Below are 14,566 nucleotides of genomic sequence, written 5' to 3' on the forward strand. Positions count from 1 at the left end.
TTTAAATTGTAATAATTTAAAAAGCCACTTATTGAGTGGTAAACAAAGAATGAAAAGAAGAAAATCGTAGTATAACGAGTTATATTCGTATACGTTATAATATCCACAACATACCTTTTTCTAGTTTAGTTAAATGTCCATTATGATAAAAACACTATCATACGACAAATAAATACTATTACGAATAGTATAACTGTAGCTTAAAACAACTTTAAGTGCCTAATATTACAGGCTTATTTTTTGTATACTTTGTAAAATCCTTCTTAAGACTGTCCAATTTTTGATCTGCAATGTGAATATTACATAAATAAACATATTTTAACCGTTTTCTCTATATTAGAAATTATGAAAACATTAAAAATAACAAAAAGTTTAATTCTATCGACTCTTCTCATGGGGCAATTTGCCCAAGCAGATAAGCTTAATGATGAGATTTTTTTTCAAAAAGACATATATCAAACTGTCTATGAAAGTGATTGTGAATGGCGCTATGAAGGTTGTGTCACAGTTGATGAAAATGAGTTAGATCTTCGCTCAAATGCCAAGCATATGCTTGATGAAATCTATAGTTGTAAGAATACGGTACAAGGCTGTAGTGAAGAAGAACAAAAGAATATCGACAGAATGGAAGGAATTAAGGGGCGAATTGGAAACAAGGCCATTTATGGTGGAATGTCGCCACAAGAGTTCTCTAATTACCTTCGTAAATTTGATTCATCTAATAATAAGAAAGGATATTTCATCCCACTAGGTTTAAGTGATAAAGAGCTTCTAATGCTAGCAGCTTCCACTTCACTTGGACTTGTTATGTTTGGCTCTGACCAAGAAACAATGGACTTTGTCCAAGATCATAAGAATGGCTTTACTGAAAAACTCGTCTACCCAACAAATAATCACGACAAAATGATCCTTGGAGGAGCAGCCGCCGGATCATACTTTTTAGGTGTTGTTATAAAAGATGGAAAACTTAAAAAGGCAGGACTCTACGTTTTAACGAGTCAAATTGCTACTCAGATTGTAACGGAAGCATTCAAGAGAGGCTTTGGGCGCCAAAGACCAAATGCTGACCAGGGGCCATATGCTTTTGGAACAACTGGAAAGTCATTCTTTTCAGGTCATTCTTCAGGAGCTTGGTCATTTGCAACAGTTTTTGCAGAAATTTATAAAGATAATAAAGTCGTTCCATATTTAGCTTACGGTGTGGCCGCTCTAACTTCTTATGGCCGCCTACACGATAGAAAACACTGGCTATCAGATGTATTTGCAGGAGCGATTGCTGGACATCTAATAACAAAGCTTGTTATTAGAATGCACGAAGGCGATGATTCAAATGGTGGACTAATGGTCTTTCCTTCTTGGAATCGTGAAACAGGAACTTTCATGGTCAACTTTGAATGGAGACCTAGAAATAATACAAAAACTGAATTCAAATGTAAGAAATTACCTGAGGGAAAAGATAGAATTCGTGCTTGTATTTATGAAGCATTTTTAAGATCGCAATAAAATAAAATTGGAGAAATCTATGAAACTCAAATCCCTTGCACTTATTCTCTTAATAGGAGTTAGTGCACACTCTCAAGCAGCTCGTCTCTGGGCCTCAATCCCCTTTATAAGAGGAGCAGACCTGTGTGCATACAAACAAGCTTATTCTCAAACACGTTCTGAGTATATGCGTGAAATGACAGGATTAGCATCTCAGCTAATGCAATCTGGAGCAAAGGGAGATGAAGCCTTGGATCTTCTTGTTACTTTCGATGCTCTATATGACAAGAATGTGCGCCTTGCTACACAGTATAAGTATATGGATGTAACTCTAGAAAATACTCTTAAGGCATATTTCGATAGTTATTATCGTAATTTTCCGGTGGTTAATCGTAAACTAGAATTCGTCCATATGAATAATATTCGCTACATTATGGACTCTATAAATAATGGACAACGTCCAGGATGGATTCCAAATAATGCAGGAGCTTTAGTAGACTATATGGCATATGGATCTTATTCATATGCACCTAATTGCCGTGGCGGAATTCAGGTTACACTTACTCTAGTAAGTTCTGATGGGTCGACGAAAACATATCAAGGACAAGGACAACCGTCTGTTGTCATGTCTCAAATTGCCTCTACAATGTTTGAAGATTTTCAAAGAACAAAGTTTCCAGCAACGGTACAAATAGGACGTCGCAATCTTACAATTGTAGGAACACATAACGGATCAGTAGGTCGAGCGACTTCAATGAGACAAGCAGAAAGAGCCTGTGACAATATTTATGCAAGACTTCCTAATGCAAATGAACTAGAAGCTATTGATGCTTATGGTGATTGGAATGGAGGTGTTTCAATTGGACAAACGGTTTGGGCCATTAGTGGTGGAAAAGTTTATCATCCAGGTCTTATGAATCCAACACCAGTAAGAAACCCATGGTCAGTAAATACTAAGGTGTATTCTTATTATTGTGTTCGCTAAATTTTAAATAACTTCTTAATATCTGCGTCGGGCCTAATCTGTCCGGCGCGATAATCCATGACCTTTTTTCTCTTCTCATTAAAATAGTGGTGTAAATGTATCAAGACACCAAACTTATCATCTAGCTCCATTTTTGAAATTAAAAAGCCAGCTTTAAGTTTAGGTATAATAACAGAATTATTCGTAGCACAGTGGCGAGAATAGACCATTTGAAATCCTTCCGCTTCTAGAATGGCCAGACACTTGTCTAAAATGGCCCCATAAATACCTTGTCTTCGATATTGTGGAAGTACTGCTGAATTACACATATAAAATGTTGTACTACTTTCTTGATATCCCCAACTCCAGCCAAGGAAGTTCCCCTCTTTATCAAAGGCGGCCAAACATAACTTAAAAGGTTCTCCTAAATTTTCTTGGAGTCTTTTTACATTTGAAAGTTCTGTTTCTGAAAGAATATCCCATAGTACATAACTATGATCATCTTCAAAAACATCGTTCTTATACTTATAATAGTATTTATTAAAGTCTTGCGAATTTAAGATTTGAATATCTATTTCTTTCATAGAAATAGTTTAGCTCTTAGAAATAAAAGGACAAGTTAAAAAAGAGAAGGTGGCCAAGTGTTATGGCCACCCTTCAAGAAACTAGAATCTAAAACCAATACCGATCCCTACAAGTAAAGGGTCGATATCAACTTCAGCATTCACAACACCAGATCCTGTATCAACAGTTGCATCAGCTTGTAAGTAAAGCTTTTTCACATCAAGGTTGAGATATAAATTCTGAGCAACTTTGATATCAGTTCCTAGTTGTAAGGCATATCCAAATGCATCATCATACTTTGTCGAGACCATATCTCCCGGTACCTCTCCATAAAAGATTGTATAGTTGATACCAGCACCTACATATGGTTTGAAGTCTCCAAATTCCATATGGTATTGCGCTAATAAAGTTGGAGGTAGTAAAGAAACGCTACCAAGGCTTCCTGTTCCATTGAGGTTTACATCATGAGTTGCTGTTGCAAGAATTAACTCAAGTGCAAAGTTTTGATTGAAGAAGTAAGAGAAGTCGATCTCTGGAACTGATTCATTATTAATTGCAATATTACCACCGATATTGTCTGAAACATCAGGGGTTACGCTTAAGGCCCTTACACGAACCATTGAATTTCCTTCTGCAAATGAGAAAGAACTAAACATTAGAAAAAGTAAAATTGAAACGATTGATGTTTTTTTCACAAAAACTCCTTTGAAATTTCTATGAATTAAAAATATCAAAGGAGATTTTAAAATATTATGAGTTAAATCAGAGTAATAAAAAAAAGCCTACAAAGTAGGCTTAATTTTATTTTAGTAGTGGAATCCCCACTTTTTCATAAAGTCATGGTCGCTTTCATCAAAGAATGGCCACCAACCTTGTGAGCCTAAGTGCTCACCTGTTTCGAAATCAATAGTGTGGTTAATCCAACCAGTTGGCTCTGGGCCAACGAAACGACGAAGAACAATTCTACCATCTACAATGTAGTCTGAACGATGGTAAGTAACAGTAAAAACTGAGCCATCATCTTTCTTTCTAAAAAATCTAATAACTTCACGATCTGTTAAGTCATCACTAAGAAGCCACATAACAGTTGTATCACCAAAGTCTTTGGCCTTATACCAACCACCAACTAGGTAATCGTGTTCCATATTTGATACCATTGAGCGAAACTCTTGGTATTCATTCATAAGAGTCTTAGCGTCTGGATTACTATAACCAAATACTAAAGCAGGCAACATTGCCAGCATCAAAACGAGTGATTTCATTTAATTCTCCTTTAAATTAGCGAAAGACATATTCGCAATAAAAACCATCGATGACAAGATTTTGCAAGTTAAGAAAAGTCAAAAAGTCAGAATCCTCCCCTCCTAATAGAAAACAACAAGGTGCAATATAGAGATATACAAAGGGGAATATATGAAGAATTTAAAAGCTAGAATGATACTTAATGAATTAGAGAAGCTAATCACAGAATTAGAAGAGGCTCAAGCTACTGAAATTACGTCTAAAAAAATGGATAGAGGAAACGAATTTGATGATTATCTAGCAATGATGTTAGGCTCCAGCGACTCTCTTACCTCATTTGAAACAATCCAATTTTCTAATTCTAGGCCAACTAAAAAGAAGTTACGTGTGATCTAGGGTAAAACTTATAGGAATGAGGGGAAATAGCTGTAAATCACCTTAAATACTGCTATATCTGCCTTATGCAAGTAAACGTAAGATACCTCGATAATTTAAAAATTGAAGCCAGTTTCGATGATTTTAAAATCATCTCTGATCAGCCTGTGCGCTACAAGGGAGATGGTACAGCACCTGGCCCTTATGACTATTTTCTGGCCTCTTCGGCCATGTGTGCAGCTTATTTTGCAAAGGTCTATTGTAAAAGCAGAGATATCCCTACAGAGGATATTCGCATAAGTCAGCAAAATATAGTGGACCCTGATAATCGCTACAAGCAATCATTTGTTATACATGCCGAGCTTCCTGCTTCAATATCTGAAAAAGATAAGAAAGGGATTCTTGCTTCAATGAATCGATGTACTGTTAAGCGAGTTATTCAAAATGAAATTGATTTTAAGATAGAAGCAAAAGAAATACTTGGTAACGATGTCAAACTTGACTACGAAGTAAATGAAACCAAGACGATGATTCCAGGTAAAGATTGTTCTTTAGAAGAAACAATAAAGAATATGACAGGACTTCTAGCAAACCTGGGAATTCAAATTGAAATTGCATCATGGAGAAACCAAGTTCCTCATGTTTGGTCAGTTCACATTCGCGATGCTGACTCTCCGATGTGTTTTACAAATGGAAAAGGTGCCACAAAAGATGCGGCCCTTGCTTCTGCTCTAGGTGAATATCTAGAGCGTATTAGCACGAATTATTTCTACAGCGATTATTATCTTGGTGAGGATATCGCTAATGCAGAATTTGTTCATTACCCAAATGAAAAATGGTTTAAGATTCCAAACAATGAATCTATTCCGTCTGGATTAATGGATGAAACTCTTCTTAATGCTTACGATAACGGTGGCGAGCTTAGGGCCTCAAATTTAATTGATACAAATTCAGGAAATAAAGAGCGTGGAATCTGTGCACTACCTTTTGAGCGTCATTCTGATGGCCAAACGGTATACATACCTGCCAACCTCATTGCAAACTTATTTGTAAGTAATGGAATGAGTGCTGGGAATACAAAATATGAAGCTCGTGTGCAATGTCTTTCAGAAATTTTTGAAAGAGCTGTAAAAAATCAAATTATTACAGAAGAGATCACACTACCGGATGTTCCAAAAAGTGTTTTAGAAAAGTATCCAACAATACTAGAAGGGATTAACAAACTTGAAGAAGCTGGTTTTCCAATTGTTGTAAAAGATGCTTCTTTAGGTGGTAAGTTTCCCGTTATGTGTGTGACTCTCATGAATCCAAGAAATGGAGGTGTATTTGCATCCTTTGGTGCTCACCCACGTTTTGAAGTGGCACTTGAAAGAAGCCTGACAGAGCTTTTACAAGGTCGAAGCTTTGAAGGGATGAATGACACATTCCCTCCAACATTTAATGAATTTGCTATTCGTGAACACAATAATATTGTTGATCATTTTATTGATTCAACAGGAGTTATCTCTTGGCGCTTCTTTGGTGCTAGGCCACAATACGAATTTAATGAATGGAACTTTTCTGGTTCGACTCAAGAAGAATACCAATATCTAATGGGAATCTTAGAAGAGCTAGGTAAAGAAGTTTATATAGCAGATTATAACGAGCTAGGAGCAAGTGCTTGTCGTATTCTTGTTCCAGAATACTCAGAAATTTATCAACCAGAAGATCTAATTTGGGACAACCATAATCAAGCACTAGACTTCAGAGAAGATATTTTAAATCTCCATTCTTTAAACAATGAAGACCTAAGTTCACTAATTGAACGACTTGAAGACAGTGAGCTTGATAATTACATGCCAATTTCTGAGTTAATTGGAGTTGCATTTGATGAAAGTACTGTATGGGGACAATTAGTTATTGGAGAACTCAAGGCACTTGGTTATCTTGCTCTACAAAATTATGAAGAAGCTAAGCATCTCGTCGAAATGCTTGGTACATTCAACGATAATACAATAGAAAGAAGACGCTTTTATCAGGCACTCAATAATGCACTTGATATAGAACTGGCAGATGATCTTGAAATAGCGGATTATCTTGAAAGCTTCACTAAGATGTATGGGGCCGAATTAATGGAGCGAGTAACTAAGACATTAACCCTAGAGAATCGCTTTGATGGCCTAACTCAGACAAATTCTAGTCTTATAGGTATTGATAAGCATCTAAAGTTAATTGAAAGTTATAAAAAGCTACAAATGGCACGCCACAACTTTTTTAAATAAATCTTTATGGTAACCTCTATTAGTTAAAACTATGGAGGTTATCACATGAGTACAAATATAAATGAAATTAAATTTAAAGATGGAAAAGGCCTAGATAAAACAATTAAGGACTTTGATGCTAAGGCATATCTTGTAGTTAATGTTGCTTCAAAATGTGGACTTACACCACAATACGAAGGGCTACAAAAACTATATTCTGAATACAAAGATAAAGGACTTGAAATTCTTGCTTTTCCGGCAAATGAGTTCTTACAACAAGAGCCAGGTACTAATGAAGAAATTCAAAACTTTTGTTCAATGGAGTACAACGTAACATTTCCTGTGAATGAAAAGATTGTTGTTAAAGGAGAAGGTCAACACCCACTCTATCAAGCTTTAACAGAAGGGAAAAAAGAGGCAGTAAGAAATGACAAACCAGACTTTGAGCAATTACTTACAAGCAAAGGTCTAATCTCAGGACAAGCTCATGATATACATTGGAACTTTGAAAAGTTCCTTTTAAACGAAAATGGAGAAATTGTTGAAAGGTACTTTCCTGACATTGATCCAAGAGATGAAAAAATCACTTCAAAAATCAAAGAACTTATTTAATAAGAAAGGACCTGCTTTAGGCAGGTCCTATATTTATTACCAATCTAGTGAACTTCTATCACAAGTTACAATATAGCCTGTAGTCCCAACTTGATGAGTCGGCCCAAAAATAATCTGTACTCCGTTAAAGTCTTGTTGTGAAGAAACCTGAATCCCTTGATCTTTATAATTTGTTGTAAAAGATGCTTGTGAACCAGAAGCTTTATCGACAAGAGCAACTTTAAACTCAATATTATCTACAACAGTACTCATTAGATTGTAACGACTAGAATTGTCTCTTTTCATTTCAAATTCCTCACCAAAAACAGTGTCATCTGAGTACTTTGAAACATTACAAGTGTAATCTGGAAAATCAACATTTGAAGCAAATGCAGAATAAGAAATTAAAGTGGCAATTAAAATTAGAATGTTTTTCATATATCCCCCTAGTTAAGATGAAATTAAATCATCATTAAGATTAATTTTTATTTTTTCTTGGGGAGTAATTGTTGAGAGTCATTTATATCAAGAATTAGATTAATTAGTAGATATCAAGTATATTTTATAGAGCACTGTTAAGTTTTTGATCAAAAAAAAAGTGAGTTAATAATGAAAAAACTAGTATTTTTTGTTCCTGTAGATGACGCACAAGAAGTAAAAGAGGCCATCTTTAATGCCGGTGCTGGAACCATTGGCAACTATGACAAATGTTCATTTGAGACAGAAGGTATCGGTCAATTTCGTCCAAATAATCAAGCAAATCCCCATATTGGCGAATCCGGAATTATTGAAAAAGTAAGAGAACTTAAGGTGGAAACGATTTGTCCTGATGATAAAGTTAAAGAAGTAATTAAGGCGTTAAGAACGGCCCATCCCTATGAGGAGCCAGCAATCGACCTTTATGAACTAGTAAATTTTTAGGAGGAAATATGACTTCATTGAAAGAGAAAACATGTATACCTTGCCAAGGAGGAGTACCTCCCTTGCCTCTTGAGGAAAAACTAAGCCTTAAAGAGCAAATCGACAAACGTTGGAGCTTCACTAATGATAAAACAAGGCTGTCTCTTGAAGTTGATTGCGAAAAGTTTGACCAACCAATGAAAATTGCAAATGAAATCGCAAAGGTTGCAGATGAGCAATGGCACCATCCTGATCTACACGTAAGCTTTGGTAAGCTGAAAGTTGATCTTTGGACACATAAAATTGATGACTTAGTGGAAAGTGATTTTATATTTGCAGCAAAAGTGGACGATATCTTAAAGTCTAATAATCTATAAAAAATTCAAAACATCTATTATTTAGGGAGAAGTATAGCTATAAGTAAGACATGAAATCTAAAGCTTTACTCTCCCTCTTTCTAACATTGTATTGTTTAACGACTTCCGCAAAAGTATTCAATGTCATGGCCCCTTTAGTCATAGGTGATCCAAATAACTTGTCGTCTGAATATTCAAAAGCTGAGTTACGAAAATTTCAAGATCAATTAAATGAAATAAAGTCCCTAGGAGCAACAGGAGTTAGTACTGATATCTGGTGGGGACTAATAGAAAAAGAAGATAATAAATTTAATTGGCAATACTATCAAGTGTTGAGTGATCTTATTATAGACGCTGGCCTTAAGTGGGTACCGATTCTATCATTCCATAAATGTGGTGGTAACGTTGGTGATACATGTGATGTACCAATCCCAAATTGGTTATGGCAAAAGTATGGTACGAGTGCCATGTCTAAAAGTGAGCAAGGAAACTTTTCAAAAGAATATCTATCTGTTTGGTCTACCCACAAAGCGATCAATGAGTTTTATGAGGTCATGGGCTCATTTAAAATGAACTTTTCACATAAGATGAAAGATATATATGAAATTAATGTAAGCCTTGGCCCTGCCGGTGAGCTTCGCTATCCTTCATATAATTCACACGATAATGGATCAGGTTATCCAACACGTGGAGCACTTCAAGCCTATTCTGAGCTAGCAATAGAAAGCTTTAGAAACTACGTTAGAAATAAGTATTCTAATATTGATACTGTAAACTTCATGTGGGGCTTTAATCTATCTTCTTTCAAAGAAGTTGCACCTCCTAATCCTTTCTTCTTTTTTCCAGCTCAAGAACAACACACTAATTATGGTAAGGACTTTTATAATTGGTATTCTAAAAGTTTACGTGAACACGGAAAGAGAATTCTTGGAGCGGCCATTGATACCTTTAGATCAGAGGCCCATATTCAATTAGGCTTTAAAGTACCAGGAATACACTGGCGAGTTGCACCAGGTGCTGATCGATTGGCAGAGCTTAATGCAGGACTGATATCAACTGATCAAGATATCTTTAGTGATAAAACAGGACATGGTTATAATAGAATCATCGGTATAATCAATGAACTTAGAAAAGAGAAGGACTTTCATCAATTAAATTTTCATTTTACTTGTTTAGAAATGAATAATCTTGAAGGTCCAACAAATGCACAAAGCTATGCGAAGGCATTAGTATTCTGGGTTGCTCAGGAAGCACAGAAACAAGGCGTACGTATCTTAGGAGAAAATGCTCTAGCAGGCACTCTCCACGATCACAAAGCTTGGGATAATATTGCAGATGCACTCTACTTTGGAAACTATGATGGAGTTACCTTTTTACGAATGGGTACGATCCTTAGCAGTCAGCTAGCAAAAGACAGATTTAGACAAATGACAAAACAATAATTACAAGTACTTATATAGAAATCACTCACCAAAAAGGTAATTTTACCGCATTTAATGGTCCTTGGAGTATTAAGTAATTAAGGTAAAATAATTTAGGAACAAGTGAGGGGTTTATGAAGAGTTTAAAGATTGTAGCTTTGTTAAGCTTAATAATTTCATGTCAAAATCAAAAGAGTGAACGACAAGTTGCCTCTGTCAATGCACTTCAACCAAAAGTAGAACAAGGTGAAGTCTGGGGACAAGATGAAGTAGCAAATATGAGTCGTGTCGGTGAGATTTTCAAAGAAACACTAATCGAAGCGACAGGAAATAATAAAATCATGAAAAGGGATGCTCATCCAAAACATCATGGTTGTGTAAAATCAGAACTTACAATTGATAATTCTAAACTACCTCAAAAACTAAGAGTTGGCCTATTTGAAGAAAATAGAAAATATCAAAGTATTATTCGCTTCTCTAATGGAGACCCTGATCCTTCAAAAGCAGATATCGAAAAAGATATTCGAGGTATGGCCGTAAAAATAATCGGCGTTCCCTATCAAAACTATCTTCAAGATATTGGTCTTGAAGGAAATAAGAATATCCACGATCTAGTTATGATGAATGCTGATAGTTTTTTCATTGCAAATCCTAAAAAATATGAAAAATTCATGGAAGCAACACAAGGACGATTTGGTGTTATTGGATACTTACTGACACATTGGGGATCACTTAAGAGAATAATGAAGGCACGAGTTGAAGTCTCAAATCCACTTGATATCGACTACTCTTCAGCAACACCTTATAAACTAGGTAGTACCAGCATGAAAAATGAGTTTTAAATCATGTCGTAAGAACAAGGATACGATCCCAGACAATCCTAGTCATGATTACTTAGGAGAGCGCTTAGCAAGAACTCTTAAGAGTGAACAAGGTTGTTTTGACTTCTATATTCAACCAAATAAAGATCCAAAAAAGAATAATATCGAAAATGCAATGCTATCGTGGGATGAGAAGAAATCACCACAAATTAAGGTTGGACGCCTAATCGTAAATAGGCAGCATCGAGTTCGTGACGAAATGAGAATGTCAGCATGTGAGAATATGACCTTTAATCCATGGCGAGCACCAGAAGTTAATCGACCATTAGGAGGCGTAAATAGAATTCGTCTTGAGGTCTATTTGAATCAGTCAAAATTAAGACATGACTATAACGGGATATAGGATTCTATATCCCCTTTTAAATCCCATCATAGAAGCGTGAGACCCTTGCCATCTTTGCCCATTCAGAAAGAGTCATTTGAACGGCCATCTCGACATCTTCTTTTTCAAAGGACTCACCTTTTCTTTTCATCTCTATTAATTCACGATCAATTTTTCCCATTTCATCAATAAAGTAATGTCTTGCTTCAACGATCTGTTTCTTATCTTCTGAAGTAAGCTCTCTAAAGGTCCCTCTTTGATAATCAAAGTAGCGTCCCTCTTCAAATCGATTTAGAGCGATCGATGCTGTTACAACATCAGACTTCAATCGATTTAAGAAAGGATCGCTAACAATCCCCTTAAGGTCATTGTCGATCATATCTTCATTTACACGAACGATAGGCATATTTGAACGAGTCACTTCGTTTGGTAAGCTTTCCCATTTAAACTCTTGCACTGTCGTTGTAATTTTTCTCATATGGTCACCAAGAATATCCAACTTACGCGTTGTATCTCTAAGTTCAAGACCAATTTTAGTATGATTTTCTATTGGTGATTTACCGTAGAGATTTCCACGAATCCCCATTGAAAAGAATTTATGACTTTGTAAAGAAATACTAGATAAAGATGATGGTAAGGTATTATTAACACTAGCACGTGCTCGTTTTGGAGCATCTGAATCAAAATGAGCAACACTTGTTAAATAGTTCCCATGAAGTCCTTCTTCCATTCCTTTTAAGTATAAATAATCATTTGCTTGTTTTGACCATAACTGAAAACGGTCAAAATGTTTATAATCTTTAGGCATATCAAATACAACATGAGTATGAAATGAATGTCTTTCACCTGTAAATTTCGAAACTTCAGAAACTTCATCAAGAGTACGTTCTAAATTAATTTCATATTTCTTATTAGCTATTTCCCAAGTATAGCTCTTATCAGAGGAATCATGCCCTAACTCTTGTGAATAACCACCAATGTATTTAGGCTTAAACTCTGTTCCAGTTATACGATTTTCAGATACTGAATCTTTCTTAACATTAGTAGCATCTTTTATTCTTTTTAATCTTTCGTCACTCGGTATCTGAAGCCATTCTTCATCACTAATGCCAGTTGTCTTAAACCATAAAGTAATATCTTCAATATTACTTTCTTTTTCAAACGAGAATGTAACGAGAGTTCCAGGTGGCCCCCTAATTGGTCTTACATTTTTAAAATATTCATTTCGGGCCATGAGGTAGCGAAGAGAATCGCTATTCTTTTCAACACCATCTTTTAATAAGAAGTCATATAAATAAAGAGCATGCGCATCTGATTTAACCCACTGATCAAACTTCTTAAATTTTTGAGCACTACTTGATGACTTAACGATATTTGAATAAAGAGATAGAACATCACTATATGCATCCCCATCATTGAGTGAAGAGACTAATGAGCGAGGATTTCTAATATCAGAAATATCTTCCCCAAGTCTTTGTGCATATGCTTTAAATTTCTGTTGCTCGTCTTTATTAAGGCCATTGATCATTTGCCCTAATTGATTTTTTTGAGATTCATTGAGCTCTTGTGTCCCCTTTATCCCAAGTGAATTGTAATATGAATCATCTTGAAAATTAAAACGTCTTCCATTTAAACGATCGATTGCCGCAATTATTCTTTTACGATCTACATTATTTATATTCTCGTTAATAATCTTACCTGTATCTATATCTAGATATGAAATTGATAATTCATTTCCATTATCAGATTTGATAACAGGGTTAGCGAACTTACGAATTCTATTTTCTTTAGAGCGAATAGCAACTAATTGGATTCCTTGACCGATTTGAGGAGCAGAAAGAAAATTTATTTCTTCTTCTTTTATAATCTCTTCTAACTTAGCTGATATAGCTCTTGTATTTGAGTTGCGAGCCTCTTCTGGACTTAGGGCCCTAGCGGCTTTCTTTTTCGCTAGATCTTCATCCGATACAATTGATGATTGTGGCTTCTTTGTATGTTCTGAAACGACCTCTTTAAGTCGTTTTACCATCTTTGGACCTTTAAAGATCAACGCCACAGCAGCGGCAGGAGGCATAATAACCTCACCAACGATCTCACATACTCTTGCCTGTCTTGCTTTTTGATTATAACAACCTAATGTATAGTAGGTATCTTTAATCATATCAGAGATGGCATCCATCCCCATCTTCATAATGTCTTTAGCAACAAGAAGTGATGCATCCACATCATCGCCTGTTTCTTCATAAGCTTTATCAAATTCAATAGCTAAGTAATTCTTAAAAGAATCATAGTATTCACCGAGGGCCTCATTCTTTTCTTGTCGTAATTCAGAATCAAACACATAACCAAGGCTTCCCTTTATCATTTCAACAACAAATTCAAAAAGGTTCACGAGTGAGCGCCAAAGTCCTCGAAAACAATTATATATGAAAGAAAAACTTGTAATATCGATTTCATTTTCATCGATACTTTCACAAGTTATCTTCTCGTCTTCTTCAACATCCTTACATGCATCGCTATTTTTAACGACCTCACAAAAACTTTGAAATGTATCTTCAGATAAAGGTCCTTTAACTGAGCTTTCAGAACTACAACTAATATAGTCATAAGTATCTGTTACTGAGCCAAAAGATCTAAATTGATCAATTATGTCACTATTACTAAATGCTAGGACATTAAAACTTAGAAAAAGAATAATAATAGAACTTAATAGTTTTCTCATTTACGACTCTCCCACTTAAGAGTCGATTGAAAAAAGCTACTTATTACTTCTTTGTTTAACTTGTCTTTATCAAGAGAAGTAATGAGACTAATAATACGTTTATCATTTAAAAAAGTGTGTCTTTCATAAAAATAATTTTTAAGACCTTTACGATCAATATAATAACCAGAAATTGTTAACTCATCATTCTTCCACTTGTATTCAAAAGCATTCCAATCACTAATCCCTAAAAACTTCATTCCATTTCGCTTTTTCTTTTCAAGTGACTTAACAAATTTGTCGCGCTTATCTATATTAGCTAAAAATGATTTTGATGATTTTAAAACTTGAGTTGATCCTCTAATACTTTTTGTTTGGGTACTCTTCCAAATCGTCGTATTTCCAATTTCACGCTTTGGTTGCCATATAATTTTTGAAGCAAACGTCTGAAATAGAATGAAAAATAATAATAAGTACTTAGGGAATCTCATACCTAACTCATCGGCTATTATGTGTTAATACTTGAG

Annotated in this window: 16 protein-coding genes; 10 read left to right on the top strand and 6 right to left on the bottom strand. The window is 35.2% G+C overall.

The genetic code is table 11. The features are described 5' to 3' along the window. The first annotated feature begins 345 nt into the window (after positions 1-345). Both DAY19_RS00455 and DAY19_RS00460 read left to right on the top strand, forming a co-directional pair. A complete protein-coding gene (locus tag DAY19_RS00455) occupies positions 346-1,503 on the top strand; it encodes a phosphatase PAP2 family protein (RefSeq protein WP_114705215.1) in 1,158 nt (385 codons plus the stop codon). Positions 1,504-1,522: 19 nt separating this feature from the next. Beyond that, positions 1,523-2,467: a hypothetical protein gene (locus DAY19_RS00460; protein WP_114705216.1), complete on the top strand. Its 945-nt coding sequence runs from the start codon at positions 1,523-1,525 to the stop codon at positions 2,465-2,467. On the opposite strand, the gene DAY19_RS00465 is transcribed toward DAY19_RS00460, so the two are convergent. The 3 genes from DAY19_RS00465 to DAY19_RS00475 all read right to left on the bottom strand — a co-directional run bounded on the left by DAY19_RS00465 (position 2,464) and on the right by DAY19_RS00475 (position 4,272). Next, entirely contained in the window at positions 2,464-3,030 is a 567-nt protein-coding gene (locus DAY19_RS00465; protein WP_114705217.1) for a GNAT family N-acetyltransferase, read from the bottom strand. The two genes, DAY19_RS00460 and DAY19_RS00465, sit on opposite strands and share 4 nt — an antisense overlap. An 81-nt stretch (positions 3,031-3,111) precedes the next feature. Then, positions 3,112-3,705 carry an OmpW/AlkL family protein gene (locus DAY19_RS00470; protein WP_114705218.1) on the bottom strand — a complete coding sequence of 198 codons (594 nt, stop codon included), beginning with the start codon at positions 3,703-3,705 and terminating at the stop codon, positions 3,112-3,114. Between the two features lie 111 nt (positions 3,706-3,816). Further along, the gene (locus DAY19_RS00475) at positions 3,817-4,272 is read right to left on the bottom strand and encodes a hypothetical protein (RefSeq protein ID WP_114705219.1); all 456 of its coding nucleotides are present in this window, start codon (positions 4,270-4,272) and stop codon (positions 3,817-3,819) included. A gap of 151 nt (positions 4,273-4,423) precedes the next feature. Here DAY19_RS00475 and DAY19_RS00480 point away from each other — a divergent pair, with 151 nt between their 5' ends. From DAY19_RS00480 to DAY19_RS00490, 3 genes are all read left to right on the top strand, one after another. Then, positions 4,424-4,648, top strand: a complete 225-nt coding sequence (locus DAY19_RS00480) for a hypothetical protein (RefSeq protein WP_114705220.1) — start codon at positions 4,424-4,426, stop codon at positions 4,646-4,648. Positions 4,649-4,713: 65 nt separating this feature from the next. Beyond that, a complete protein-coding gene (locus DAY19_RS00485; protein WP_114705221.1) occupies positions 4,714-6,888 on the top strand; it encodes an OsmC domain/YcaO domain-containing protein in 2,175 nt (724 codons plus the stop codon). Positions 6,889-6,933: 45 nt separating this feature from the next. Next, positions 6,934-7,479: a glutathione peroxidase gene (locus DAY19_RS00490; RefSeq protein ID WP_114705222.1), complete on the top strand. Its 546-nt coding sequence runs from the start codon at positions 6,934-6,936 to the stop codon at positions 7,477-7,479. Positions 7,480-7,515: 36 nt separating this feature from the next. Here the strand turns inward: DAY19_RS00490 and DAY19_RS00495 are convergent, their stop codons facing one another. Next, a complete protein-coding gene (locus tag DAY19_RS00495; RefSeq protein ID WP_114705223.1) occupies positions 7,516-7,896 on the bottom strand; it encodes a hypothetical protein in 381 nt (126 codons plus the stop codon). 171 nt (positions 7,897-8,067) lie between these two features. Between DAY19_RS00495 and DAY19_RS00500 the strand changes: the two genes are divergently transcribed. From DAY19_RS00500 to DAY19_RS00520, 5 genes are all read left to right on the top strand, one after another. Further along, positions 8,068-8,379 (top strand): NGG1p interacting factor NIF3, encoded by a 312-nt coding sequence (locus DAY19_RS00500; RefSeq protein ID WP_114705224.1) that lies wholly within the window; start codon positions 8,068-8,070, stop codon positions 8,377-8,379. An 8-nt stretch (positions 8,380-8,387) separates the two neighbouring features. Continuing rightward, on the top strand, positions 8,388-8,735 hold the full coding sequence (locus DAY19_RS00505; RefSeq protein WP_114705225.1) for a 4a-hydroxytetrahydrobiopterin dehydratase: 348 nt from the start codon (positions 8,388-8,390) through the stop codon (positions 8,733-8,735). A 50-nt stretch (positions 8,736-8,785) separates the two neighbouring features. Next, complete coding sequence (locus DAY19_RS00510) at positions 8,786-10,156, top strand: family 14 glycosylhydrolase (RefSeq protein ID WP_114705226.1); 1,371 nt, start codon at positions 8,786-8,788, stop codon at positions 10,154-10,156. 113 nt (positions 10,157-10,269) lie between these two features. Next, positions 10,270-10,977 carry a catalase gene (locus DAY19_RS00515; protein WP_114705227.1) on the top strand — a complete coding sequence of 236 codons (708 nt, stop codon included), beginning with the start codon at positions 10,270-10,272 and terminating at the stop codon, positions 10,975-10,977. After that, a complete protein-coding gene (locus DAY19_RS00520; RefSeq protein WP_114705228.1) occupies positions 10,967-11,359 on the top strand; it encodes a catalase family protein in 393 nt (130 codons plus the stop codon). Before DAY19_RS00515 ends, DAY19_RS00520 begins: the two co-directional genes overlap by 11 nt. 16 nt (positions 11,360-11,375) lie before the next feature. On the opposite strand, the gene DAY19_RS00525 is transcribed toward DAY19_RS00520, so the two are convergent. Both DAY19_RS00525 and DAY19_RS00530 read right to left on the bottom strand, forming a co-directional pair. Further along, positions 11,376-14,060 carry a hypothetical protein gene (locus DAY19_RS00525; RefSeq protein ID WP_114705229.1) on the bottom strand — a complete coding sequence of 895 codons (2,685 nt, stop codon included), beginning with the start codon at positions 14,058-14,060 and terminating at the stop codon, positions 11,376-11,378. Further along, positions 14,057-14,530, bottom strand: a complete 474-nt coding sequence (locus DAY19_RS00530) for a hypothetical protein (protein WP_114705230.1) — start codon at positions 14,528-14,530, stop codon at positions 14,057-14,059. Before DAY19_RS00530 ends, DAY19_RS00525 begins: the two co-directional genes overlap by 4 nt. Between the last annotated feature and the right edge of the window lie 36 nt (positions 14,531-14,566).

The sequence above is a fragment of the Halobacteriovorax vibrionivorans genome (assembly GCF_003346865.1).
Taxonomy (GTDB): Bacteria; Bdellovibrionota; Bacteriovoracia; order Bacteriovoracales; family Bacteriovoracaceae; genus Halobacteriovorax_A; species Halobacteriovorax_A vibrionivorans.

Excerpts from the sequence above, each read along its gene's own strand:
- DAY19_RS00455 (WP_114705215.1), top strand. The coding sequence starts at position 346 with ATGAAAACATTAAAAATAACAAAAAGTTTAATTCTATCGACTCTTCTC.
- DAY19_RS00460 (WP_114705216.1), top strand. The coding sequence starts at position 1,523 with ATGAAACTCAAATCCCTTGCACTTATTCTCTTAATAGGAGTTAGTGCA.
- DAY19_RS00465 (WP_114705217.1), bottom strand. The coding sequence starts at position 3,030 with ATGAAAGAAATAGATATTCAAATCTTAAATTCGCAAGACTTTAATAAA.
- DAY19_RS00475 (WP_114705219.1), bottom strand. The coding sequence starts at position 4,272 with ATGAAATCACTCGTTTTGATGCTGGCAATGTTGCCTGCTTTAGTATTT.
- DAY19_RS00480 (WP_114705220.1), top strand. The coding sequence starts at position 4,424 with ATGAAGAATTTAAAAGCTAGAATGATACTTAATGAATTAGAGAAGCTA.
- DAY19_RS00485 (WP_114705221.1), top strand. The coding sequence starts at position 4,714 with ATGCAAGTAAACGTAAGATACCTCGATAATTTAAAAATTGAAGCCAGT.
- DAY19_RS00490 (WP_114705222.1), top strand. The coding sequence starts at position 6,934 with ATGAGTACAAATATAAATGAAATTAAATTTAAAGATGGAAAAGGCCTA.
- DAY19_RS00495 (WP_114705223.1), bottom strand. The coding sequence starts at position 7,896 with ATGAAAAACATTCTAATTTTAATTGCCACTTTAATTTCTTATTCTGCA.
- DAY19_RS00500 (WP_114705224.1), top strand. The coding sequence starts at position 8,068 with ATGAAAAAACTAGTATTTTTTGTTCCTGTAGATGACGCACAAGAAGTA.
- DAY19_RS00505 (WP_114705225.1), top strand. The coding sequence starts at position 8,388 with ATGACTTCATTGAAAGAGAAAACATGTATACCTTGCCAAGGAGGAGTA.
- DAY19_RS00510 (WP_114705226.1), top strand. The coding sequence starts at position 8,786 with ATGAAATCTAAAGCTTTACTCTCCCTCTTTCTAACATTGTATTGTTTA.
- DAY19_RS00515 (WP_114705227.1), top strand. The coding sequence starts at position 10,270 with ATGAAGAGTTTAAAGATTGTAGCTTTGTTAAGCTTAATAATTTCATGT.
- DAY19_RS00520 (WP_114705228.1), top strand. The coding sequence starts at position 10,967 with ATGAGTTTTAAATCATGTCGTAAGAACAAGGATACGATCCCAGACAAT.
- DAY19_RS00525 (WP_114705229.1), bottom strand. The coding sequence starts at position 14,060 with ATGAGAAAACTATTAAGTTCTATTATTATTCTTTTTCTAAGTTTTAAT.
- DAY19_RS00530 (WP_114705230.1), bottom strand. The coding sequence starts at position 14,530 with ATGAGATTCCCTAAGTACTTATTATTATTTTTCATTCTATTTCAGACG.